Below are 24,035 nucleotides of genomic sequence, written 5' to 3' on the forward strand. Positions count from 1 at the left end.
GAGGAATCGCTGAGTTCATGCATTACAAGCCGAGTGTCGAGCCTTTTTCCAGCCGGAGAATCTGTTTCTCTCCATTGTCGGCCAATTCGCGGAACTGGCTGATCGTCTCACGCATCTTGGGCAGAGCCTCCTGCTTGTAGGTGCTTATGGAGTCGAGGGCGGTTAATACGTCGGTGAATGCCTGCTTTAATGTATCGGCAGAGATACTGGTTTCCAGCGACTGCTTGTGAATGGCTGCGCCTTGTTCTCTCAGCATTCTTGACGTGCCGCTGATCAGGGTGTCTGTGGTCTGGTTCAATAGCTCAATTTTTTTCAGGACAATCTTCTGGTTGTATAGGGCGCTTGCGACTGTAACTGATATTTTGAGGGCCGAGACGGTCACGTTTCTGGCTCTGTCCACGCCGCGGATCAGCTCCTTGTTGTTGCGGATGACCACCTCGATCGCCATAATTCCCTGCTGGTTAACCACCAGCATCTGCTGCAGATCCATGACCCGCTGGCGGAGCGGGAACAGCACCTCCTCGGTAATAAACCGCACTTTCTCTTCCTCTTCTCCGCGCACCCTGGCTGCTTCAATCTGCGTTTCGATCTCCTGGTCCATCAGCAGGCCGAGCTCAATTTCCTTTTGCAGTTTCCGGGTTAGCTCACGCAGCGTCTGCTGCTCAATTTGCAGTGTCGTATTATCATTTTTGAGGATGGTCTTGCCTTTATCCAGCGACACAATAATATCGGAGATGACCGCGTCGGCTTTCTGGTACTTGGCAAAATAGTGGCGCAGCGGATTGAAGAACCTGCCCAGCAGCCCACTTTTGGCAAAATCAACGGCACTCGGGTCGAGGTCCTTCAGCTGCAGATGCAGCTCCGTCAAGCCTTTGGCGACCTGGCCGCCTTCATCCCCGGTCTTGGAGAGATTGCCCACGGATACCTGCAGAAGGGCGTTTTTATCCGAAGAGGAGCGCATGGTGCCCATACCGAAGCTGTCAATGGATTGCAGTACCGCTTGGCGTTTCTCCAGGGACTCCAGATCAAGCCCCAAAATGCTGGTAACATTGCTTTTGGCCAGCTCCTTAAGCCGGGTAAGCTCTTCAGGCTCAGGTTTTGCTTCCTCGGCAATGACAGCCCTCAGCTGCTCTGTGCTGGGGATTTCCATAGTAAAAGACATGACAGACCTCCTTGTATAGTAGTCTTACATCTGAACATTCAGCAGATTGCCGATTTTGTAGACCACATCGTCCGTATCTGCATTGATGCTCGCAGCCTCGTTGATTCCGGAAATACTTTCCAGCGCTTTGATGTTGGCGTTATAGCCGATGGTGTAGACCGGGATTTTGTAGGTTTCAATCAGGCTGCGGATCTCAGCCAGGGAATGGCCTTCGTTGGTCTCCCCGTCGCTGAGCAGGAACATGACCGGCTTCACCCCGGGATTTGCGGCCAGCTCATCCTGCAGCATTTTCATCGCGACCACCATTCCGTCAAAAGTAGCCGTTCCCCCGGCAGCCTGCAGGCTGTTGACCGCCCCGACAAACATGGATTGCTGATTAGTGTCATATTTGCCGATTGGCAGGTTGATCGTAACGTCACTGGAGTAGGAGACAAAGCCGATGCTGTTGTCCTTTCCGAGATTCTTCTGGCCCTTCAAAAGAGATTCCTTCAGCCGGTTCAGCGGCTCTCCGGCCATGCTGCCCGAGACGTCGGCAACGAACACCGCTGCAAGCGGGGTGCTGCCGTTTTTCTTTTCCTTCCACAGCTTCTGGGCAGAAGATAGCAGGGAGCCGTCAACCGGAGCCAGCTCGGAGATGTAATCATTCAAGCCGTTAAAGCCCTTAGCCGATGCCAGCTGCTGAAATGTATCCTGTGCGGCGAATGCTGCGAATTCACGGAGAATGTCCTGCTTCTGCCCGGGCAGATCGCCGAGTGCATAGAGCGGGCTGTCGTGTCTGACGCCGAACGGGGTGAAGACGTAACCGTTTTTGAGGTCAGCGGCATTAACAAAGGTCTGGTATTCCAGCACAAAAGCATCCAGCATGCCGGTCTTGGCCGCATCCCGCATCTGCAGTGTGGTTGAGGCGGTAAAAGGCACGTTGGCCTGGAATTTTTCAAAGCCCTGCACCGCCTGGTCTCCAAGCAGATTTGAGCTGTCAAACGTCCCAAGGGCTGTAATCAGAAAGTTAAGCCCGGTCGAGCTGGCAAAAGGATCGGTGTATCCCATAGACAGCTCATTCGCCGCGATGGCATCCGTGATCGTTTTAACGTTCAAAGCGCCGTATTTCGCAATCAGCTCGTCATATTTCTTTTGGGAGGTAACCACACCTGCGACATTTCCGGCCAGACGTTCGGTTACGAGCTCCGCCTTAATTCCTCCAGCTTTTATCATTTCACCCCACAGTTCGTTGGATGGGGTATAAGCATCCGGAATAGACTTGCCCGATCTTATGTAATCGGCCGCAGTACCGGAGGCGATATTGCGGATTTTTACCGATGCCGCTGTGCCGTCCACCATAATATTTGCTTCATTAAAAGCCGAGGCCACCTCATTCAGCCAGCCGTCATTGCCAGTGCCGGATTTTTCTGTAGAGGAGAAGATTTCAACATAATGATCTGTGGTATTCTCTACGGAAACCGCAAATTTGGAGATGTCAGGCAGCGAATCCCCCACATCCGCCGGATCAAGATCGATCTGGCCTTTAACCGGGTCTGCAAGGTTTACCTTAATCTCCCTGTAGAGCTTACCCAGCTTCTTATCTGCGTCCTCCGCCGTAATTTCCTTGGTAGATTTGCCCAGATTCGAGGTAAGTGTGATTCCGAAATAGACTAAAGCAAATACAGCCGCTGCGATCAGTGCTAGTATCATGAACGTTTTGCCTTTACCGGACATAAATCATCCTCCTCTATTGATAGAGTTTCGTCTGAGTAATCAGTGCGCTCAGCTCCTGCATGCAGGGGATTTCTTCAACGGGCAGATCACTGGTACCGTCCAGCTCAGAGATTTCCAGCAGCAGCTGATCCAGCTTAAGCAGAATTTCTTCATTTGCACCCAGGAATGCTTTAATGGAGGCGAAAAAATCGTTATACAGTGCGGTTTTCCTTTGAATAAGCTTGTCGGTGAACTGGGCGGGTGTGCGGGAGCCGGCGAAAAGGGAAAACTCGGAGGGTTCAAATAAACGGAGCTTGCCGAGAATTCCCCTGATATTGAGGTAGAGGAGCTTTTCAACTTCATTAATGACGGTTTGGAATTTCCGGTAGCTAAGCTCTTCGGAATCAAATCTTTGAGCAAGCAGACGGGTCAGTGCGTTTTTTTTCTTATCCATCCGGTCCAGCTGGTCGAGGGCAAGGGCGGCATCACTTTTCAGTACCTTTATCTTTTTATACTGTTCGAGCTGTTCTGTGTAATCGTCAGGCAAGGCTGAAGGGCGTTCCACTTTACCTACCGGAGGTTTGAGCAGTAATGTATAGCTGGCATAAAGCACAATGAGCAGACTGATGACCAGCAGGGTAACGGCTGCAGCGGTTTCTATGGCGTCAGCCCCTCCGATTTCTACAGCCATAAGCCCTGGAGACAAAACAGCAATGTTAATAATGACAACGCCGGCTATCACGGCCAGCAGCTTGACGAACCTGTATCTGTTCAGCTCAATCACCTCACTGTATGAGTATATTTGGCTATAGCCTTATTTGATTCATATAATCCTTGGCTGATGCGGGAGAAATGAGGAAAAAACAGGAAACAGCAAATAAAATGTTTACATTTCATGTAATGTATATATACTTGTAATTTAAGACAATAAAAATAACCCGGAAGCTTCCGGCAAGGGAGGAACAACATGAACAGACGTATTAGAGTAGGTATTGCAGGCTATGGAAATCTCGGAAAGGGTGTAGAACAGGTGATCAGGCAGAATCCGGATATGGAGCTGGTTGCTGTATTTACGCGCAGAGATCCGGAAGGTCTTGCCAAGGAGACTGGCCTTAAGGTGGAGCGTCTTGCTGATGCCAAGGAATACATAGATAGAATTGATGTTATGATTCTGTGCGGCGGCTCAGCTACTGATCTGCCTGAGCAGACTCCGCAGCTGGCTAAGCTGTTCAATACCGTAGACAGCTTTGATACACATGCCAAGATTCCGGAGTTTTATGAAAAAGTAAATGCAGCTGCGCTGGAAGGCGGCAAGGTCAGCGTGATTTCAACCGGCTGGGACCCGGGCCTGTTCTCCATGAACCGCCTGCTGATGCAATCCGTGCTCGCAGAGGGGCATGATTACACCTTCTGGGGTAAGGGAGTCAGCCAGGGGCATTCCGATGCAATCCGCCGGGTACCGGGAGTGAAAGCCGGTGTGCAGTACACGGTTCCGGTTGAGGAAGTCATTGAGCGCATCCGTTCCGGTGAAACGCCGGAGCTGGCAACCCGTGAGAAGCACCGCCGCAACTGTTATGTCGTGGCTGAAGCTGGTGCTGATCAGGCTGCGATCCGCGAAACCATTGTTAACATGCCGGATTATTTTGCCGATTACGATACGACGGTGACGTTTATAACGGAAGAGGAGCTGGCCAGCGAGCATTCCGGAATGCCGCATGGCGGATTCGTTATCCGCAGCGGGGTGACCGGAAGCGGCAACAGACAGATCGCCGAATTCGGGCTGAAGCTGGACAGCAATCCGGAATTCACCGCCAGCGTACTGATCGCCTACACCAGAGCCGCTGCCCGGCTCAGCGCGGAAGGAGCTGCCGGTGCCAAAACGGTGTTTGATATTCCGCTTGGTTATCTTTCGCCTAAATCGCCGGAAGAGCTGCGCCGTGATCTGCTGTAGTAACATAAAAGCTGATTAAAAAGCAGCAAAAAAACGCGCCGTCAGAAAAATCTGAGGCGCGTTTTTTATGTTGAAGTTCCGTTTAGGAACAGTCCAGGTTGTCCAAGACATTTAGTTGGATTTTGCACATCTAATTTAATGAAGTTTCAATATCTCTAGTAATTAGATGGAAAAGTAACACTTATTTTAGACGCTTAACCCCGTTGGAGGAAAAACAGCGGAATTAAGTGGCGTTTTTCCAACTAGCCTGCTCAAACTGACGGCTGATCATCGAAATAGATGGCGTTTTTCCATTTAGCTTTAACAGCAGCACTTCTCCGGCCTGCAGAAATCACTGATATCGACAAGCATGAGGCGTTTCATTACACCACACCCTGGGCCAGCATGGCATCTGCGACCTTCAGGAAGCCTGCGATGTTAGAGCCTGCAACAAGATTGCCCGGCATATCGTATTCCTCGGCAGCCCGGACACTGCTGCGGTAAATGTTCTTCATAATCATCCGCAGCCGCTCATCCACCTCTTCAAACGACCAGGCGAGCCTCATGCCGTTCTGGCTCATCTCCAGTCCCGAGACCGCGACGCCGCCGGCATTGGCAGCCTTAGCCGGTGCAAAGAGGATTCCCTGCTGCAGGAAGTAATTGATGGCCGGCAGGGTGGAAGGCATATTGGCGCCTTCTCCAACCGCGATTACGCCGCCGGATACAAGCGCACGCGCCGCATCCTCATCGAGCTCATTCTGCGTGGCGCAGGGAAGGGCAATTTGGCAGGGGATTGTCCAGATTCCCGTGCTGCCTTCCGTATATTCAGCATGCGGATGCGCCGTAACATATTCGCTGATCCGTGCGCGCTCCTGCTCCTTCAGCCGCTTCACTGTTTCCAGATTGATGCCCTGCGGATCATAAATGTAACCGCCCGAATCACTGCAGGCCACAACCAGCGCCCCGAGCTGCTGGAGCTTCTCGATGGCATAGATAGACACATTTCCCGAGCCGGAGACAACGACGGTCTGGCCTTCAAAATCCTGTCCCTGCGCCGCCAGCATCTCCTGGACGAAATAGACCAGGCCATATCCGGTTGCTTCCTTGCGTGCCAGGCTTCCGCCGTACAGCAGGCCTTTGCCGGTCAGCACTCCGGCCTCATGGCCGCCGTGGATACGCTTGTACTGTCCGAACATGTAGCCGATCTCCCGGGCGCCTACACCGATATCTCCTGCCGGAATATCGGTATCCTGGCCGATATGGCGGTAGAGCTCGGTCATAAAGCTCTGGGTAAACGCCATTACTTCGCGGTCGGATTTACCCTTGGGGTCAAAATCTGAACCGCCTTTGCCGCCGCCGATCGGCAGTCCGGTCAGGGCATTTTTGAAAATTTGCTCAAAGCCGAGAAATTTGATAATTCCCGAGTAGACGGAAGGGTGGAAACGGAGGCCGCCTTTATAGGGGCCGATTGCGCTGTTAAACTGCACCCTGTAGCCGCGGTTGACCCGGACCGCTCCGGCATCATCCGTCCAGGGCACCCGGAAGGAAATCGTACGTTCCGGCTCAACAAGCCGCTCCAGAACGGCATTCGCCTGATATTGCGGATGGCGTGCCAGCACAGGGACCAGACATTCCAGAATCTCTTTTACCGCCTGATGAAATTCCTGCTCCAGCGGGTCACGGCGGGTAACCTCACTGTATACGCGTTGCACATATTCTTCAGCTGAAGCTGTTGCTGAAGCTGTTGATGAAATAGTAGACACTTGAACCAACACTCCCTGTTTATGTATTTTGTAAAGTTAGCTTGCTGCGGACGGCACGATATTATTAAGAATTTAAAAGAATTTTACTAAAACCTGACATGAAATTACCAATCAATTCTTTTTTGATGGCCAATTAATAAATTCTATAAAACTAACAAACAGTGTTATATTTATGCAATGAAAAAGAAAAAAAGATATCCCACAACGCCTGTTCAGGCGTATGGAATATCTCTAATAGCGTTTCTTCAATCTGTGCGGACAACCGCTCCGCCGGCAGCTTTGCGCAGCCGGTTCATAATGGCGGAGCCCAGTCCGGAGTCCGGACAAGCCTCGGCAATGATGTAGTCTGCCGAGACTTCATCAAAGTACCGGAGGGCGCTGTAGAGACTGCGCGCCCCTTCTTCCAGTGCGGCTAACGGGCCGAGTGAAACAATATAGTCTGCGGCGTCGTCAGAATACAAGACGCGGTGCTCCTCGAACAGCAGCAGTCCGGTCTTCTCGCCGCGTCCGCGTGCTTCCAGCAGCAGTGCGGCTGCAGTATCCGCCGCCCGCTGCGGCGATGTGCCGCTTATAATGGAGAGCGAGCCCTGCGGCGCATAATGCGTGTATTTCATGCCCGGCGAGCGCGGCGCCGGGCTGCTGTCCGCGCCGGCGTCAGCTCCGCCGGCCTGCGCTGCCCCGCCGGGTTCCCCGGAAGGCGGGGCAGCAACGGCACCGGCTACTGCCGACAGCTGCTCGGCAGTAATCCCGCCCGGACGGAGGATGACGGCGGTCCCGTCCGGCTGTACCTGGACTACCGTCGATTCAACGCCGACTCCGGTAGGCCCGTCATCGAGGACCCCGCCGATGTAACCGGCGAGGTCCTCCATCACATGGGCGGCCGCCGTGGGGCTCGGCCGCCCGGAGCGGTTGGCGCTCGGCGCTGCCACGGGGCAGCCGGAGCGCTCAAGCAGGGCCAGCGCAGCCGGATGATCCGGCATGCGTACGGCAACGGTGTCCAGTCCCGCTGTTACACGCGGGGACAGGACACCGGGGCGTACCGGCAGCACCAGGGACAGCGGGCCGGGCCAGAAGGCATCCATCAGGGCGGCGGCGGCCGGATGGATGTCGGAGACAAGTCCGCCGAGCTGCTCCCGACGGGCAATATGCACAATCAGCGGATTGTCGGAGGGACGGCCCTTGGCGGCGAATACGGCCTCAACGGCAGCGGTATTCCGCGCATCCGCGCCAAGGCCATAGACGGTTTCCGTCGGGAAAGCGACCGTTCCCCCGCCGGCCAGTATGGCGGCAGCTTCGTCAAGCGACTGCTGGTCTGCAGCGGAATATTGCCGCTCAGCAGCACTGCTTCCGGCCGGCTCCAGCCGCCAGTAACGGGTTTCGCTGTATGGTTGTGTCCTATGCTGGACAGCAAAGGAATAAGGGTCGGACATCATAGTTGCATCACGAACTTTCTGTTGGAATTTCTATGCAGCGGACTGAAACGGGATTCAGCTGATCCTGTAAATAGTAACACACCTGTTCGTTAATTTACAGGGATAACCGGCGTTCTCACAGCTGCAGCAGAAACAGATTTGCCGTCTGAATAGGCACAGGCCACGAAATGGGGTACATTACTTGAGATGGAAGATTCAAGAAATGATTTTGCGGGGAATGCACTGCGCAAAAAGCCAGTGACAACGGGAGGAGACACGGATATGCGCAAAATGGCAGTACGGTTTATGGCAGTCATTATGACCGCAGTTTTATTTGTACCGGCTGGTGCACAGGAAATTGAAGCTGCGGCCGCGGTTCGTGCGGTCAGTGTGGCAGGAGGAACTGCACACGGATTGGCCGCATGGAGCGACGGAACGGTTACCGGCTGGGGGTATAACAAGTTTGGCCAGGTTGGTGACGGAACGACAATCGATCAATACATCCCGCGGCGAATTTCCGGACTCACAGATATTGTTCAAGTGGCCGCCGGAGCCAACAATTCCTTTGCCCTGAGCGCAGCAGGAGAAGTATGGGGCTGGGGCTCAACCTACGGGACATATACGAGCCTTGATCCATTGTCACCTGTACAAAGAAGCAGACCGCTCAAGCTCGAGGGGCTGCAGAATGTGGCTTCAATCGTCACGAATGGCTATACAGGCCTGGCAATAAAAAAGGACGGCACAGCAACGATGTGGTACCCGTCTTACGAATCAGCGGATAACAGCCCGATGCGTATGATCGTGCGTTACCTGCCGCTGCCCGGTGTTTCCGGTATCAAATCGGCTGTTATTGCCGGTAACGATGCGCTGTTTCTTACCGGAGACGGTGCTGTAAAACAGCTGAGCATTTATAACAGCGTATACGGCAGAGTCCGCTGGGCCAGTGATCCCCTCACTGTGAACACAGTTGCCGTTTCGGGGATCAGACAAATCGCCGCCTCGGGTGACAATGATGCCTTCCTGCTGCGCACAGACGGCCGGGTACTGCGCTGGAACCGTACGCTGCAGACACCGTCTGAGGTTACAGGTCTGGGCAGCAGCTACAAGCTTCAGACAGGCAGCAACAAGCTGTTTGCGGTGAAGATGAACGGGACGCTCTGGCAGTGGAATTATAACGCCGGTGGAGCATCCAGGCCGTTTCAGATCCCAAATGCCCAGAGCATCACTGAAGTATGGGGCACCACGGGAACCTTCGGCTTTGCCCAGCGCAAGGACGGCACGCTGCTGGGCTGGGGGGAAGGGTTTTACGGCGGTCTTGCAACGGGCAGCGGTACTGTAACCAATGACGATACCATAGCAGCCTTACCGGTTCAGCAACCGCTCCAATATTCGGTGAACGGGCAGGCCGTTGATTTTTACGGGACTTCGGCGGTGGTCGGAGGCAAGCTGTATGTCCCTTATACCAGCGTGCTTAAGGCCCTTGGAGTGAAGGCGAATATGAGCCTGTCCAATCCTGATCCGAAATACAACAACTACCGGTTCACCGTATGGTCGTTTGCCTATGGGGATACCACCGTGCACATCAAAACTACAGATCCGGCACAGCTGTTCATTAACGGCAAAAAGTCAGGACAGGCGGTTACGCTGCATAAATATTCTGACACCACCCTATTCCCGCTACAGCAGCTCAGTGAGCTGCTCGGTATACGTGTGAACTGGAATCCGGCAACCGGTGAAGTGCGGCTGGAGGGCTGATCGGGTCAAAAGAAACTCTTAGTCGCTGTCATGCTCTTTTATAACCGCAATACAAGCCTACTCTTATACAGTGTAAAAGAAGTTTTGCTTAAATTTAAATCATTTGAGGGTTGACACCACCTGACTTGCCGTGTAACATATGAAAAGTCGTCATGCTAATAACTTCAATATTTCTCGTATAACCCCGCAGCCGTTAAGGCATGGATAGGGCGGGGGTTTCTACAGGAAGCCTATTCTTCCTAACTACGATGATAAAGACCGGTTAACCGGTCCTTATCTCGGAGTTAGGATTTTTTGCGTGCTGCGGCAATCCATAGATTAAGAAGTTCAGAAGATTCAGGAGGCCTATTTAACATGAAAGATATGAAATACCTGATTTCCGTGCTGATCGGAGCGATGAGCTACGGCATTCTGTCAACCATTGTTGTACTGGCATACGGCCAGGGTTACAAGCTTGGTGAAGTGGTAGGAACACAGCTGCTGACCGGCTGTATACTTGCCTGGCTGCTGGCTGCCTTCACCAAGGTGAGGGCAAACCGCAAGCTGAGCAGCGGCGGTACCACAGCGCCTGCGGATACACCCGCATTTCAGGCGCTTACCTGGAAGCGCCGGCTGCTGCTGATGCTGGCCGGAGCACCGACTGTAGTTACAGGTCTGCTCTACTACCAGTCCCTGCGCTACATTCCGGCATCGCTGGCGATCATTCTGCTGTTCCAGTTCACCTGGATCAGCGTGCTGATCCAGTCTGTCAGCAGACGGCAGCGTCCGGATAAAATCACCATGCTGACCTTGCTGCTGCTGTTCGGCGGCACTCTGCTGGCAGCAGGGATTCTGGGCCAGGGAACCTCCCAGTTCAACCTGCTTGGGGTCGCACTCGGGCTGCTGTCAGCCGTCAGCTATTCTCTGTTCATTATTTTCAGCGGCAAAGCCGTTCCGGCAGCGCATCCGGCATACCGCAGCGCATGGATGGTCACCGGCGGCATGGTTCTGCTGTTCATTATGTTCCCGCCGCACTTCCTCTTTAACGGGCTCCTGTGGGGACCGCTGCTGCTGTTCGGCTTCCTGCTGGGATTGTTCGGCGCGTTCATTCCCCCGGTTATGTTCGCGATCGGGGTGCCGCATATCGGCGGAGGGATGGCCGGAATACTGGGTGCAGCCGAGCTGCCGGTAGCCATTCTGATGTCGTCCTTCGTGCTGAATGAGCATGTCAGCGGGCTGCAGTGGATCGGGGTTGTACTGGTCCTTCTGGGAGTTGTACTGCCAGAGCTGTATAAGCTGCGCTGGAGCAATTCAGAGGCCGTTGCTTCTTAAGCATTGCCAATTAAAAGAGGTGTCCCAAAAGCCGCTGCCGGCGGATTGGGACACCTCTTTTTGCTAGTTCGGGCAATATTTATTGCTTGCTGCTGCATACAGCGATATAGTTCAGATCCTTGCCTGTTGTATTGAAGAAGCTGTACATCTTTTTGAACTGGGCGCGGTTTTCCTTTTTCATGGCATTCCGGAAAATACGCAGCGTACCTGCTAAGCCTTCATCACGGAGCATGCCTTTGATACTCATAAGAGACATTTGTCCGGTCGCATTATCTACCTTCTTGAAACCGGCAGAGTAGAAGAGCCCTTCCCAATGGGCGACAGGCAGCGGTTCCACGTTAACATTAATCGTTCTGCGCAGCTCGGCCAGCTCATCGGCCATGTTGTCTTTGGTAAATGTGATATCATGGGTGAGCAGTACGCCGCCGGGCTTCAGCACCCGGAAGTACTCGGCAACGGCCTTTTGCTTGGCGCTTTGGGCCAGCATCGTCAGCATCGCCTCGTTGATGACGACGTCAAAGCTGTTATCCTCAAAAGGCAGCTTCATCGCATTTCCCTGCATGACCTGAATATAATCTGTAAGCCCGGCAGCCTTGATATTGCTTCTGGCTTTGTCCAGCGCCCGGTTATCCATGTCAATGCCGGTAATGCGGCATTGGTATTGCCGTGCCAGCTGAATGGAGGTTGTGCACATATTACATGCTACCTCCAGCACCTTGCTGTCCTTGCTTAAGCCCGCATGTCCGATCAGCCAGTTTGTAGCGGCTACACCACCGGGACGCAGCCGTTTTTTGCCCAGTTTGGCCAGAAAATTATGCCCGACTTCCTTTTTCACTGATCCGGACCTCCTTCTTGTCAGGCTTTACGACCGTGAGCAGCATCTGAAAGGCTTCCTCTGCATACAGGGCGTGGGGAATATTGGCCGGCAGAATGATGGTCTCACCGGCCATCACGTTGTATTCCTTGTCTGCAATAGTGATGCGGGCATGTCCGGACAAAATATTAACCATGGCATCGCCCGGGGAGGAGTGTCCGCCAATCGAGGAGCCTTTGTCCAGCGACAGGAGTGTCATAGCCAGACTGGGACGCTGCACCAGTGTCAGGCTGGACACCTGCTGTTCTTCAACTGTGATAATATCCCGCAGGTCTATTACTTCTGCCTGCGGCAGCTTTTTAATAAATCCGCCTTGTTCCATAAAATAAAACCTCCTGATTAGAGTTTGATCTGCAAAAATTTACAGCCTGCGGGTGCAGAGAATTCATGCCACGTATCTGCCTGAATCCAGAGTGAGGAGCCTTCGGGGAGGCTGCAGGGCTGCCCGTCCACGAGCATCTCCAGCCCGCCTTCAAGTACTTGGATAAGCTTGGAGAACGGCGAGGTTTCAGCGCTGATCGTTTCATCCCGGTCCATGGCATACAACACCCAGCCGGGTGCCGCTTCATCCCCGCCGGGCAGACCGGCAAAGCTCAAGGGCCTGCTGGCGATCCGGTAAGGCTTGATGTGAATCATATCTTTAAACGAGAATACGGTACCAGCTGTGATTCCGTTCATAGGGTCCTCCTGTTTCAGTTGATAGATTACCTGCGTTTGATATAATGGATACAAATATGAGAATCGTTCTCATTTATTGAATTGTAGCAGAGTTTACTTCACGACTCTGTTGCCATGGCAACAGGAGGAAAATAAAGTGCAGGAATATATGAATAACTTACAGAGCACTGTGTTATTTAAAAATTTCACTGAATTTGAAATAGGGGCTGCTTTGAGCTGTCTCCAGGGGACTATTAAGAATTACGCCAAAAAGGATATCATTTTCGAACAGGAGGAGCTGCTGGATTCTGCAGGCATTATTCTCTGCGGCAATGTACTGCTGTGTAAGGAAAATGTATCGGGAACACGCTTTATCTTTTCTGAGCTGGAGAGCGGGGATATATTCGGGGAGACAGCACTGCGCCTGGCGCAGGAGCCCAGCGGCTATGAGGCGGTAGCAGGCTCGGACTGCAAGATTCTGTTCATTCGTATAAATAAAATCATCCGCCCGGGCAGCCAGACCTGCCAGCTGAGGGCACGAATTATCGAGAATATGATGTTGCTGCTGCTGGAGAACAACCGGGCCGTGTATCAGAAGCTGGATCTGGTCTCCCATAAATCACTGCGGGAAAGAGTGCTTCATTATTTAAGCCTGCAGGCGCAGAAGAACAATTCATCCAGCTTCGAAATTCCGTTCAGCCGCAGCGACCTGGCCGATTATCTGACAGTGGACCGCAGCGCTTTATCCAGAGAGCTGCAGCGGATGGCACAGGACGGGCTGATCGCCTTTTCCCGTAACCGGTTTGAGCTGCTGTTAGCGGAAGCCTGAAGCTTGTGATTCATCAATTCCATATTTGTCCAAGTAGTCATAATAGGCCAAATCATTCACACTACAGGAGGCTAAGACATGAAACGACTACAGAAGACATTGGCGAAAACAGGCAGGGCTGTACTGCTGGGAACAGCTTTGACTCTGGCTGGAGGGACGCTTGCGGCAGGCGCACAACCGGTCTCTGCGGCTTCAGCAGCTGATGCCCAGGCCGTCTACAACCAGTTCCGAAAATATGTCAGCAATCCGTCAAGCCTGGCTCAGGCACGCAAATACCTGATCAACCATATTGATGAAGCCGGATCCTGGTATGCGACCGTAATGACGCTGCAGCTGGAAAATGCCCAGAAGGCGGAGCTGGGACGCTTTTCGGAAAAAATCTATCCTGAGCGTGTTCAGAAGGTGCTGATGGAAGCTGACATCACTAATAATCTGACCTATACACAGCTGCTGCAGCGGATAAAGGATACTGGAGTCCGCCAGCTTATTAAAGAGACCTGGGATAAAGGGTATAAGCTGGAGAGCAGTGAGGGCATGTATTATCCGGTAATGCATTATGAAGGATTTAAGGTGTTTAAGCCGTATATCGGCAAAGACATCTCGGCCTATATTGATATCATGGCAGCAGAGAGTAATAAGCCGGCAACTTTTGATGCTGCTGTCGTAATAAGCTGGGATGAGCTGATCGGCAGAGCGGCAATCATGAGTGATTTTGTACAGGATTATTCAAAATCAAACCGTAATGCCGCTGTAAGGGAAGAGCTATCCTATGCTGTTCCCATGGTGCTGCTTGGAGCAGATAATACCCCGGCCTATGATTACGATACCAATGAGCTTGACCCGGAGCTCCGCCGGGCCTACGACGATGTCCTGCTGGAGGGTCCAGGTAACAATGAACTGCTGAATATCATCGCCAAGCTGATTCCGCTGATTGATGCTTCCGCCAATAAGCGTACAGAGGAGGTTTCAGCTTATCTGGAGCAGGTGGTAGACCGCTATTCTGAAAGCTGATGCGTTAAAAGCTGCTAAAAAGAGGCTGTCCGATAACGAACAGCCTCTTGTTATGAAGCGGGCATGAGTGAAGTCCCGCTTTATGCTTTAATTATAGACTTGGATTGTTTCAGCCAGCGTTGACGAGGGTATTACATTGTTTAATGTCCCGGCAGTTTTTGAATGAAAGAAACAGGAGGTATTGGTCAGTGACTGTACATACTTATTTACGTAAAGCCCGAAAGCCGCTTCTCGCCGGGGTTCTGATGTTGGCATTAACCGCCTGCGGTTCCGCCGACGAACCGGAGCAGTCCGGTTTAGACAGCCTGCAGAAACGAACCGCTATACTGGAACAGGAGCTTGCTATGCAAAAGCAGCAGATTACGGAACTTGAGCAGCGGATTACTGCGCTGCAGGCAGAGGGAAGCGCAGCCCCTCAGCCTTCTCCTGCAAACAGTCCATCTGCCGAAACTTCCGGAAATGGGCCGGCAGGTCAAGGTGATGGCGTAAGGATTACTTTTGCGCAATATCAGCAGCTCACCATAGGCATGACCTATGATGAGGTGCGGGCAATCATCGGCGGAGACGGCCAGGCGCTGAGTGAATCTGCAGGGATGATCGTCTACTCCTACTTGGGGTCCTCCTATACGGGAGGCAATGCCGTGCTCACCTTTTCTGACGGCAAGCTGCTTAATAAGGCGCAGAGTGGTCTGAAATAGACAGATTTGGTCTAATCCTTAAGGACATAATCACTAGAAAAAGGACTGAACAGCATCCCCGGACAGGGAAGTGTTCAGTCCTTTTTGCATAAAAAAAACGCCTTATTTATGGCGAAAATGTGAAACATATAAATTTTGTACCTCTATTATACCATAAAATAACAAAAAAATCAAGTATTGTTTGCCCGGCCAGCCGGATGTTACAACTGGAGTGAGGTGATTAAAGATGAAGAACAGAAGCTTGACCGCTCTTGTCAGCGCGTTTGCCAGAGCCTATCATGCAGAGCAGAACCAGCATCCCGTATTTAACGACAGTCTTGCCAGGGCAATACTGACGGATGAAGAGTACCATGACATCGGATTTAATATGTCACAAGGAACCGGGTTCTTCCTGCCGGATTTCAGAGGTTCACAGGAGGAAGGGCTGAGGGCGGTTGTTGACTTCCAGCTGTCTCCGACTCCGCTTGGCCGGGCAGCCTTTACCGAGCAGGCACTGCATAATGCGGTTATGCTGGGAGCCGGCCAGTATCTGATTGTTGCGGCCGGATATGACACGTTTGCTTACCGCCAGCCGGAGTGGGCAAATAACCTGCAGATCTACGAGATCGATCATCCTGCAACTGCAGAGGACAAGCGGCTTCGGACTGCCGGACTTTTTTCCGGCCAGCCAGTCAATGTACATGAGGTGCCTGCCGATTTGACAGAAGCCGGGTGGGAGAAGCTCCTCCTGGCAGCTCCGGAATTTGATCCGTCCCGCATCAGCTTCAGCAGCCTGCTAGGCATCAGCTACTATCTGACCAAGACTGAGTTTAAGCAGCTTCTGTCTGTCCTTGCAGACATGCTTCCTGCCGGAAGCAGCGTTGCTTTTGATTATCCCGACGGACTTACATTTACTGCGGAAGCCGGGGAGCGGACACAAAAGCAGCTTATCATTGCCGCACGGTCAGGCGAGCCGATGAAGGCGAGCTATACTTATCCGGAGCTGGAGCAGCTGCTGGAGGATTGCGGGCTCCTGATCTACAGGCATCTGACGCCGCCGGAAATAACCAGGGAGCTGTTTCAGGCGTACAATGACAAGCAGCCGGAACATCCTCTTAGCGCTTTTGATAATGTGAACTATTGCCTGGCAGTAAAAAGGTAATGTGCAAACCGCCCCTTTAGCAGTTCGTCCATGTTATTTGCCCGAAAAGTCCATGTTCAAAGCCTGCGGATTTCTCTATCATAACTACTATGATAATGATTATCATTATTAACAAAATCATATTTTGGAGAGTGGTAGTAGGCTATGAAAAAGAGAATTATGGGTATGGTACTTGCCGGGGTTATGGCACTGGGTATCGGTTCTGCAGCAAGCGTGAGTGCAGCTCCAGTCAACGTTGCAAAAGCCACAACGGCCACGCAGAAGATCACTTATAAAGGCAAGGTATATACCGTACCGGCCAAGACAGATAATATCGTCATTACCGGGGCGCTGGAAGCAATGGAAGACGCGCTGGTATTGAACTTTAAACCAAAAGGCATGATTACTGTCGGGGGTAAATTCCCAACATTGTTCTCTAAAATTTCAACCGGGGTTAAGGGAATCGGCGAAAAAACAGAGCCTGACTTCGAAGCCATTCTGAAGCTCAAGCCTGCCGTAATTCTCAGCAGCACCAAATTCCCGGCTGAAACCAATGAAAAGCTGGCGAAAATCGCGACAACGATCCCTGTATCCCATATTGCAACTGACTGGATGGACAACCTGAAGCTGCTCGCGGCGCTGACCGGTAAGCAGAAGGAATCCACCCAGGCCATTGTTAAATACCAGAATGAGCTGAAGGTAGCTAAGGCCAAGCTTGCCCCTAAATTTAAAGATAAGACAGTAGTCGCGGTACGTATCCGCAGCGGCAACCTGTTCCTGTATCCTAAGGATGTCTTCTTCAACCGTTCCCTGTATGCGGATCTCGGCGCAGCCGTGCCTAAAGAAGTACTGTCGGTAAAGGCACAGCAGAATATTTCCCTGGAAGCCTTCGCTGCAATCAATCCGGACTACCTGTTTGTGCAATTCTCAACGGATGAGAATGCAGACAACCCTAAGGCACTGGAAGAGCTGCAGAAGAACGCCATCTGGAAGAGTCTGAAAGCAGTGAAGAGCGGAAATGTCTATGTTAATCTGGTAGACCCGCTCGCTCAAGGCGGAACAGCCTACAGCAAATTCTCCTTCCTTGAAGCTTTGATGAAGACCAAGCTGTACACAGGTAAATAAAGAGAATTCACATATAATTTTCATAAAAATGCAGGGAGCCGCAGAATGGCTCTCTTTTTTTTAATTGTTATAAATAAAAAAATCAGATAACAGTGTGTTTTTTTACAAAAAGGAGTATTCGATCAAGTATTTCTATGGTACAATTTAACTAATTTGTCGAAAAAGCTCGCATGAGGGCGGATTGTAACAGAGCGGGGATGCTGCCGCTTCATTACCAGATTCCCTGTGAATACCTCCGGGGCCATTCCCCGGCTGGTCATTCGCCGGATTCAAACGGCAAAGCCAGCAAATTACAACAAGAAAGCGGTGTTTAGATGAGTAGCAGATTTAATGGGAAAGTAGCAATCGTAACCGGAGCAGGAAGCGGTATCGGACGGGCTACAGCCCTCAAGCTTGCCAGTGAAGGTGCATCAGTAGTCTGTGTGACCATTTCCGAATCGGGAAAAGCTACGGTCCGTGAAATCACTGAACAAGGCGGAGAGGCGCTTTTTATCCAGGGCGACGTTTCTAAAGAGCCTGTTGTACAGGGCGTTATCCAAGAAACCATCGAACGCTACGGTAAAATTGACTGCCTGTATAACAACGCAGCCATCACCGGTGACAACACGCTTGTAGTCGACTATCCGCTCGAAACGTTCAACCGCGTTATCGAAACAAATCTGTACAGCCAGTTCATGATGATGAAATATGCGCTTCCGCACATGACATCAGGTTCATCCATTCTGAACTGCGCTTCCCTGCATGGTACAATCGGCATGGCCGGCGATGCTGCATACTCCGCAAGCAAGCACGCCATTATCGGCTTGACCAAATCAGTAGCGGCTGAGGTGGGTCACCTCAACATTCGTGCAAATGTGCTTGCACCGGGACCGGTTCCGACTGTGATGATGGGCCGTTATGAGCGTCTGCTGTCCGATGATGTGGAAGGTCTGCAGTCGGCAATTGCCTCCGGTACGGCACTTAAGCGGTATGGGACTCCGGAAGAAGTGGCGAACTTTGTCTGCTTCCTGTTGAGTGAAGAGGCCGGTTTCATTACAGGTACTGTTCATTTGATTGACGGTGGCTATTCAGCTACCAAATAATAGCTCTTCCTGACAGGGAACTGTATATTATTAAATACATTAATTATATTCCTTTTTCTCTCAACAAAGCGTAAACAAAAACCGATATAAATCATATGTACATATGATTTAATATTATACTTGGAGGAATCAGCATGCCTTACACAATGGAAGTTAACTCGGCAAAAAATCAAGTGGTTGTAAAAGCAATGGGTCTTACCGAAGCAGATGTGCCTTCTTACATCTCCGATTTCGAAAAAGCAATGAAACAGCTCAAACCGGGCTTCACCGGGATTACTGATGTAACAGGTTCCCCGACCATTCTGTCCCCTGAGGTTGCTGCAATGCTGGCTCCTACAGGTGAAATGGCGGTTGCCAACGGCCTTGGCGGCTGGGTATATGTCGCTAACTCTCCAATCTGGAAAATGCAGATGAAGAGACTGTTCGGAAGCTTTGCTGTACACTTTCCAACTTATGAGGAAGCAGATGCTTACCTGCTAAGCCTGAAGAAATAAGCTGCAGCATTACAGGAAAGGCCCTTCGGGGCCTTCAGATTGTCGAGAAACCCAGGTCTTTAAATGACATGGGTTTCTTTTGTATTTCAATAACGACCTGCAAACGGGAAAATGAGGGGATTAACCCCGTTTTTCCCGGCGATCCAGGTGGATCGCCATCTTCTTCATGTTCTGCACAGCTGCCGTCATCAGCGCTTGTTCCCTGACATTTGGTAGTCCGCGCAACCGGCAATAGCGAAACCCATGGAGCTCTTTAGCATCCGCGAAGCTTCGCTCAATGGTTTCTTTTCGTTTGCGATACAACTGCTTGCCTGACTTGCTGAGCCGGTTGTTCCGGACCCAATCCTTGCTGTCCTCCCAGACATGCCGGGTTACCACTTTTCGGTGGTTTTTGGACTGCGTACACTGGTTTAAAAACGGACAACTTTTGCATTGTTCCGGATCGGACGCATACTGCTGGTAGCCTTTGCGGTCCGTTGTGCGGTACTTCAGTCCTTGGCCGGTTGGACAGATGTACATCTCTTGCTCAGCGTCAAAAGTAAACTTCCATTTGGGAAACAGCCCTTGCTTGGAATGAAATCTCCGGTGAGCAATAACGGCAAAGATCTTTCGGTCTTGCAGACCGCGGCAAATCGGCGTTGTTAAATAACCTGAATCTAGTGCAATGGCCTCCACTTCAAATCCAAAACGTTCCTGCTGGCGGTCCAGACGCGACAAATACGGCACGGAATCATGGACATTTCCGGGCGTGACATGGACATCCGTAATGAGATTGTATTTCAGATCTACCGTCCGGTGGTCCAGATAAAAAAAGCCTTCCGGTTTACCGTCGCGGATCATGTATCCGCTGTCGGGGTCGGTCTTGCTCACTTTAATTTCTTTTTCTTCTTTCACTTCCTCTCTAGGTTTTAAGGCTTTTTTCCATGGTTCTTCCGGTCTGCCTCTACGGCAGCGTTGAGCTCATCCACATAATCCTTGGTGTTTTGCAGTACCTGTTGTTTCGTGTACTGGTGTTTATTCGCATTCGCTTTAACGTGAGTAGAATCTGAGACAAGAACCCGTCCCCCCACCATCCTGTGCGAAATGGCCTGAAGCACAATCTCATCGAAAATATCCTGAAAAATGTTCGTATCTTTAAATCGGGTTCGCCGATTCCAACTAATCGTGGAGTGGTCTGGAACCTTGTCGCTTAACCCCAGTCCAAGAAACCAACGGTAAGCTAAGTTTGTTTGGACCTCACGTTCTAACTGACGTTCGGAACGAATGCCGTAGAAGTACCCTAGGAAAATCATCTTGAACAGCACGACTGGATCAATCGCAGGGCGCCCGTTATCCGAGCAGTACAGGGGTCTAACCTTCTCATCAATAAACGAAAAATCTATATATTTATCCACCTTGCGAAGCAAGTGGTCTTGGGGAACCAAATCTTCAATGGAAACAAATTCGAAAGCTTGTTGTTTTTCTCGATTGGAACGCAGCATCTTTGACACACCATCCGTTTTATAATTAGTTACCTATATTATACAACATTAACGCGGTGTCGTATGAAATCTAAATCACATGAAGAAGGCTGTCGAGACTTTCTCGACAGCCTGAAGGCCCTTCGGGGCCTTTTTTTTATACATAAGTTCAGATGTACGGTAGATTGAGCGTAACCTTCATGCCCGCAGTCCGTATAAGGAGGAGAAAAAGCCTGCACCGTGTTTGTTCAACAGGACAAATCCAGTTGTTTACAGTACAAATAAGAGCCAAGGGTTGTGCATCGAATGAAAGATAACTTCAGGAAGACAGCAACAGAGGAGTATGGCAATGCGGAACAGAAGGCGCTCAAATACTTCACGGCACTCCATTACCAGGTAACAAACAAATCGCAAATCCGGGTCCTGACCGAAGACATTCAGATATGGAAAAGAAATCATCTCCGGCGCTTCAGCGGATTATCCGTTTTCCAAAGAGCAGGCCGTAAACCGGATACACGGGATTTTTACCGGTACATTCAATGGCTTAAAGTTACAGGTAAGCTGACAGAATATCTTAACCGCAGCATCTCCTATATGTACATGAGAGATTTAGGCAAGGATTTGAATGCCCCGGAGACGCAGCGGCGGATACAGCGCATGGCTGATGACATGAACCGGCTTCTGTCAAACCCCCCCGGCAGAAACGGGGCAACAGGACCGGAGTTTATGAATCTGGCGGAGGTATACCGATGGGCCCGGAAGGAAGGCATAGAAACGGCAATCATCTGGCTGTTCAAGAAGCTGAGGGCCGTAGCTGCCCATATTCCCGAGGGAATGAGCGCAGAGCATGCCCAGCGCAAGCTGATTAAGATTATTATCGGGGTTATCCTGCATGTCATTGAGGAAATGGGGGAGGATGCAGCGCCGGCGGAGCGCTCCCGCAGACTGGACGCCGCTGTGAGGCTCGGTTATTCCTATGGCCTGACCTATCCGTTTGTCGATGATCTGCTGGATTCGAGTATTCTGACTCCCCTTGAAAAGGAGCAGTATTCCGCATTAATCGGCAGCGCACTGCTGTCCGGGGAAGTGCCGGAGCTGGACGTATGGACCGGTCAGAACAGACAGCTGATTCAGTACATCCATAAGGAGCTTACAGAAGCATTTGTCTATATCAGGGATCATCAGGATGCGGACAGCCGGCAGACCTTTTTTGCCCAGTCCCATGTCTTTTTTCGGGCTCAGGATATTGACCGTGTCAAGCTTCTTTCCTATAAGGGATACACCAATGAGGAGCTGTATATCCCCGTCATTCTGAAATCGTCCTCATCCCGGCTGATTGCCCGTTCAGTGATCAGTGCTCCCCCGGATGAAGGCTTTGAGGAGCGGACCTTTTTCTTCGGCATTTACAATCAGCTGGCGGATGATTTTGCCGATATGGAGCAAGATCTGAAAGACGGGGCTGTCACCCCGTATACTTATTATTTAAAGTATCATCAGGAAAGGCCTGATCTGATCAATCCTTTTGAAGTCTACTGGGCGGTTGTAGCCAACCTGATTCACAGTGTCTACCATTCTGATTCCAAAGCGCGTGAAGTGATACTGGACCGGGCGGTCAACGGTCTTAAACGTTACAGGGAACGTGCGGGAGCCGTCAAATACAATGAGACGATGAAGCTTTTTGCCGGCGGCTTAGGGGAGTTGGGCCGGTTACTGCAGAAAATGGTCAGCAAGGCGGATGACGTGGACTTTTTTGACAAGCTGCTGCGTGACGGGTTAATCGATCAGCTCAAACAGGATGCCCGGGATCAGGAGGAATTCTCCGGCACCCTGCAAAATGTCCGTTCCCTGATCAACAATGAATTGAGGTTCAGCAGCCCGGAGAGCCTTCCGGCCATGCAGGAACGGCTGATCCATGCCGCCAATTATAGTCTGGAAGGGGACGGGAAGCGGGTGCGTCCCATCCTGACTTGGGTTATGGGTGTGAACGGATACGGGCTTGACGCGCCGGCGGTCATGCCTCTGCTGCGATCACTGGAGTATATGCATACGGCATCGTTGATCTTTGATGATTTGCCTTCGCAGGACAACGCCCCGACCCGCAGAGGACGCGAGACCCTGCACCAGGTTCAGAGCAGCGCGGTAGCCGAATTAACCGGCCTGTACCTGATCCAGCAGGCGACCTTCCAGCAGGCGTCCCTGATCCGCTTCAAGCCGGAGACCGTGCTGGCCCTGATCCGTTATTCGACGCAAAAGGCAGCAGATATGTGCATGGGACAGATGATGGATCTCGATTCCAAAGGCAAATCCCTGACCCTGGAGCAGCTGGACAGGATATGCTTTTACAAGACGGGAGTCGCATTTGAGGCTTGTCTGGTGATGCCTGCGATGCTGGCTGAAGCGGAAGAAGCGGAGATTGAAGCATTAAAGCGGTTTGCATACCATCTGGGGATTGCTTTTCAGATCAGGGATGATCTATTGGATGTGGAAGGGGAAGCCCATGTGCTCGGCAAGCCCGCAGGCAACGATGCACTTAATAATCAGTCCAATTTCGTCTCGATCCTCGGGCAGGATGGTGCCGGAAAGGAAATGTGGCAGCATTACTGTCTGGCAAGTGACGCGCTGCAAGAAATTCCCCGCAATATCCCTTTCCTGAAGCATCTGCTTAATTATGTGGTGAACCGGGAGCGGTAAAGGAGTAAGCAAATAAGCCCGCATAAGATGCGGGCTTATTTGTGCTTTTTGGTGAGTTTGCGGTTTATCAAACCATCCGTTTAATTTCGTCCACAATCAGCTGGGGCTCAGTATACATGATCATATGCCCGGAACGGCTGGCTTCGACGAGCCTGCTGTCCGGGTGGCCTGCTGCTGTTTTCCGGTGGGCTTCAAGCAGTGCAGGTCTGGTCTTCTTCTCCATCCGCGAAATATGGGTGCCGGAGATGATGGTCAGGGGGATACTGCCGAGCGGCACCGGCTGGTCCAGCAGTCCCTTCAGATCCCGTATGAAATCCCTGCCCTCTGCAAGTATGGTCCGGCCTGCCTGCATCGTAAAGTCCTCTCGCTTGTGATCAGCATAGATCCCGGCAGGCTGAACCCTGCCGGCCCTGCTCCCGATCAGCTTGTACAGGCCGCTCTTTATCATCAGCGGAATAATGAAGTCCATTCTGCCGTAATGTTTCGCTGCAGCCTCGTCAAAATACATGCTGCAGTTTTCATCCGTCGGATCGACCAGAATCAGCCCGCGGATCAGGCCGGGGCCAAGTGAGGCTGCCACAGTCCGGACAACCGGCCCGCCCCAGCTGTGGCCGACCAGAATGAACGGTCCGCTGCCAAGCTGCTGCAGCAGAAAGCTCAGATCTCCGGCAATTCGGGCGAGCGTCCGTGGAGCAGAGTCGGCTTCGCTGCGGCCGATGCCTGCCCGGTCGTAAACAACAGCACGCGTTGCTTCCCCGATCAGCGGCTGCACAAGCCCCCAGCATGAGCGGGACATGCCCATGCCTGATTCGAACACGACAGTGACTTCTCCGCTTCCTCTTTCCATATAATGAAGCTTACGGCCGTCAGGAGTTTCAATATAATGGCTGACTCCAAATGGATGTGTTTGTGTGTCCGGCAATCTCTCTCCTCCATCAATTAAGAATGATTATCAATTGGATTTATTGT

The 24,035-nt window shown here is 51.7% G+C and carries 21 protein-coding genes and 1 riboswitch; of the genes, 11 read left to right on the plus strand and 10 right to left on the minus strand.

Annotated elements, in window-relative coordinates:
* Positions 1 to 22 precede the first annotated feature (22 nt).
* From AC4G46_RS14335 to AC4G46_RS14345, 3 genes are read right to left on the minus strand one after another with little or no spacing between them, the layout of a single operon-like run.
* Positions 23 to 1,162, minus strand: coding sequence for a toxic anion resistance protein (locus AC4G46_RS14335; protein WP_491128523.1), 1,140 nt, complete (start codon positions 1,160 to 1,162; stop codon positions 23 to 25).
* Between the two features lie 24 nt (positions 1,163 to 1,186).
* On the minus strand, positions 1,187 to 2,875 hold the full coding sequence (locus tag AC4G46_RS14340) for a VWA domain-containing protein (RefSeq protein ID WP_491128524.1): 1,689 nt from the start codon (positions 2,873 to 2,875) through the stop codon (positions 1,187 to 1,189).
* A gap of 13 nt (positions 2,876 to 2,888) precedes the next feature.
* The gene (locus AC4G46_RS14345) at positions 2,889 to 3,638 is read right to left on the minus strand and encodes a hypothetical protein (RefSeq protein ID WP_491128525.1); all 750 of its coding nucleotides are present in this window, start codon (positions 3,636 to 3,638) and stop codon (positions 2,889 to 2,891) included.
* 183 nt (positions 3,639 to 3,821) lie between these two features.
* Here AC4G46_RS14345 and AC4G46_RS14350 point away from each other — a divergent pair, with 183 nt between their 5' ends.
* Positions 3,822 to 4,805 carry a diaminopimelate dehydrogenase gene (locus tag AC4G46_RS14350; RefSeq protein ID WP_491128526.1) on the plus strand — a complete coding sequence of 328 codons (984 nt, stop codon included), beginning with the start codon at positions 3,822 to 3,824 and terminating at the stop codon, positions 4,803 to 4,805.
* A gap of 362 nt (positions 4,806 to 5,167) precedes the next feature.
* Here the strand turns inward: AC4G46_RS14350 and gdhA are convergent, their stop codons facing one another.
* Both gdhA and AC4G46_RS14360 read right to left on the minus strand, forming a co-directional pair.
* Positions 5,168 to 6,547, minus strand: coding sequence for an NADP-specific glutamate dehydrogenase (gene gdhA, locus AC4G46_RS14355; RefSeq protein WP_491128527.1), 1,380 nt, complete (start codon positions 6,545 to 6,547; stop codon positions 5,168 to 5,170).
* A gap of 245 nt (positions 6,548 to 6,792) precedes the next feature.
* A complete protein-coding gene (locus AC4G46_RS14360) occupies positions 6,793 to 7,980 on the minus strand; it encodes an L-threonylcarbamoyladenylate synthase (RefSeq protein ID WP_491128528.1) in 1,188 nt (395 codons plus the stop codon).
* Positions 7,981 to 8,241: 261 nt separating this feature from the next.
* Between AC4G46_RS14360 and AC4G46_RS14365 the strand changes: the two genes are divergently transcribed.
* Positions 8,242 to 9,714 (plus strand): stalk domain-containing protein, encoded by a 1,473-nt coding sequence (locus AC4G46_RS14365; protein WP_491128529.1) that lies wholly within the window; start codon positions 8,242 to 8,244, stop codon positions 9,712 to 9,714.
* 154 nt (positions 9,715 to 9,868) lie between these two features.
* Positions 9,869 to 9,980: riboswitch (purine riboswitch) on the plus strand.
* 97 nt (positions 9,981 to 10,077) lie between these two features.
* Positions 10,078 to 11,025, plus strand: a complete 948-nt coding sequence (locus AC4G46_RS14370) for an EamA family transporter (protein ID WP_491128879.1) — start codon at positions 10,078 to 10,080, stop codon at positions 11,023 to 11,025.
* Positions 11,026 to 11,104: 79 nt separating this feature from the next.
* Here the strand turns inward: AC4G46_RS14370 and AC4G46_RS14375 are convergent, their stop codons facing one another.
* The 3 genes from AC4G46_RS14375 to AC4G46_RS14385 are packed head-to-tail and all read right to left on the minus strand — an operon-like array spanning position 11,105 to position 12,577.
* Positions 11,105 to 11,860 (minus strand): class I SAM-dependent methyltransferase, encoded by a 756-nt coding sequence (locus AC4G46_RS14375; RefSeq protein WP_491128530.1) that lies wholly within the window; start codon positions 11,858 to 11,860, stop codon positions 11,105 to 11,107.
* On the minus strand, positions 11,838 to 12,221 hold the full coding sequence (locus AC4G46_RS14380; protein WP_068725763.1) for a cupin domain-containing protein: 384 nt from the start codon (positions 12,219 to 12,221) through the stop codon (positions 11,838 to 11,840). Before AC4G46_RS14380 ends, AC4G46_RS14375 begins: the two co-directional genes overlap by 23 nt.
* 17 nt (positions 12,222 to 12,238) lie before the next feature.
* The gene (locus tag AC4G46_RS14385; RefSeq protein ID WP_491128531.1) at positions 12,239 to 12,577 is read right to left on the minus strand and encodes a cupin domain-containing protein; all 339 of its coding nucleotides are present in this window, start codon (positions 12,575 to 12,577) and stop codon (positions 12,239 to 12,241) included.
* Positions 12,578 to 12,746: 169 nt separating this feature from the next.
* Between AC4G46_RS14385 and AC4G46_RS14390 the strand changes: the two genes are divergently transcribed.
* From AC4G46_RS14390 to AC4G46_RS14420, 7 genes are all read left to right on the plus strand, one after another.
* Entirely contained in the window at positions 12,747 to 13,385 is a 639-nt protein-coding gene (locus AC4G46_RS14390) for a Crp/Fnr family transcriptional regulator (RefSeq protein WP_491128532.1), read from the plus strand.
* Positions 13,386 to 13,463: 78 nt separating this feature from the next.
* Positions 13,464 to 14,396 carry a hypothetical protein gene (locus AC4G46_RS14395; RefSeq protein ID WP_491128533.1) on the plus strand — a complete coding sequence of 311 codons (933 nt, stop codon included), beginning with the start codon at positions 13,464 to 13,466 and terminating at the stop codon, positions 14,394 to 14,396.
* Positions 14,397 to 14,584: 188 nt separating this feature from the next.
* Positions 14,585 to 15,094, plus strand: coding sequence for a hypothetical protein (locus AC4G46_RS14400; RefSeq protein ID WP_491128534.1), 510 nt, complete (start codon positions 14,585 to 14,587; stop codon positions 15,092 to 15,094).
* A 226-nt stretch (positions 15,095 to 15,320) separates the two neighbouring features.
* Positions 15,321 to 16,235 carry a class I SAM-dependent methyltransferase gene (locus AC4G46_RS14405; protein ID WP_491128535.1) on the plus strand — a complete coding sequence of 305 codons (915 nt, stop codon included), beginning with the start codon at positions 15,321 to 15,323 and terminating at the stop codon, positions 16,233 to 16,235.
* Positions 16,236 to 16,379: 144 nt separating this feature from the next.
* On the plus strand, positions 16,380 to 17,339 hold the full coding sequence (locus tag AC4G46_RS14410) for an ABC transporter substrate-binding protein (protein ID WP_491128536.1): 960 nt from the start codon (positions 16,380 to 16,382) through the stop codon (positions 17,337 to 17,339).
* Between the two features lie 314 nt (positions 17,340 to 17,653).
* On the plus strand, positions 17,654 to 18,421 hold the full coding sequence (locus tag AC4G46_RS14415; protein ID WP_277467170.1) for an SDR family NAD(P)-dependent oxidoreductase: 768 nt from the start codon (positions 17,654 to 17,656) through the stop codon (positions 18,419 to 18,421).
* A 134-nt stretch (positions 18,422 to 18,555) separates the two neighbouring features.
* Positions 18,556 to 18,915: a hypothetical protein gene (locus AC4G46_RS14420; RefSeq protein ID WP_491128537.1), complete on the plus strand. Its 360-nt coding sequence runs from the start codon at positions 18,556 to 18,558 to the stop codon at positions 18,913 to 18,915.
* Positions 18,916 to 19,035: 120 nt separating this feature from the next.
* Here AC4G46_RS14420 and AC4G46_RS14425 read toward each other — a convergent pair.
* Positions 19,036 to 20,396 (minus strand): IS1182 family transposase gene (locus tag AC4G46_RS14425; protein ID WP_491123567.1). Its coding sequence is split into 2 segments (ribosomal slippage): positions 19,036 to 19,826 and positions 19,826 to 20,396, totalling 1,362 coding nucleotides; the frame shifts between segments, so codons are not numbered across the junction.
* A 276-nt stretch (positions 20,397 to 20,672) separates the two neighbouring features.
* Here AC4G46_RS14425 and AC4G46_RS14430 point away from each other — a divergent pair.
* A complete protein-coding gene (locus AC4G46_RS14430) occupies positions 20,673 to 23,066 on the plus strand; it encodes a polyprenyl synthetase family protein (protein ID WP_491128538.1) in 2,394 nt (797 codons plus the stop codon).
* A 67-nt stretch (positions 23,067 to 23,133) separates the two neighbouring features.
* Here AC4G46_RS14430 and AC4G46_RS14435 read toward each other — a convergent pair whose 3' ends face one another.
* Positions 23,134 to 23,988, minus strand: a complete 855-nt coding sequence (locus tag AC4G46_RS14435; RefSeq protein WP_491128539.1) for an alpha/beta fold hydrolase — start codon at positions 23,986 to 23,988, stop codon at positions 23,134 to 23,136.
* Between the last annotated feature and the right edge of the window lie 47 nt (positions 23,989 to 24,035).

Source organism: Paenibacillus sp. fava2, from assembly GCF_058313675.1.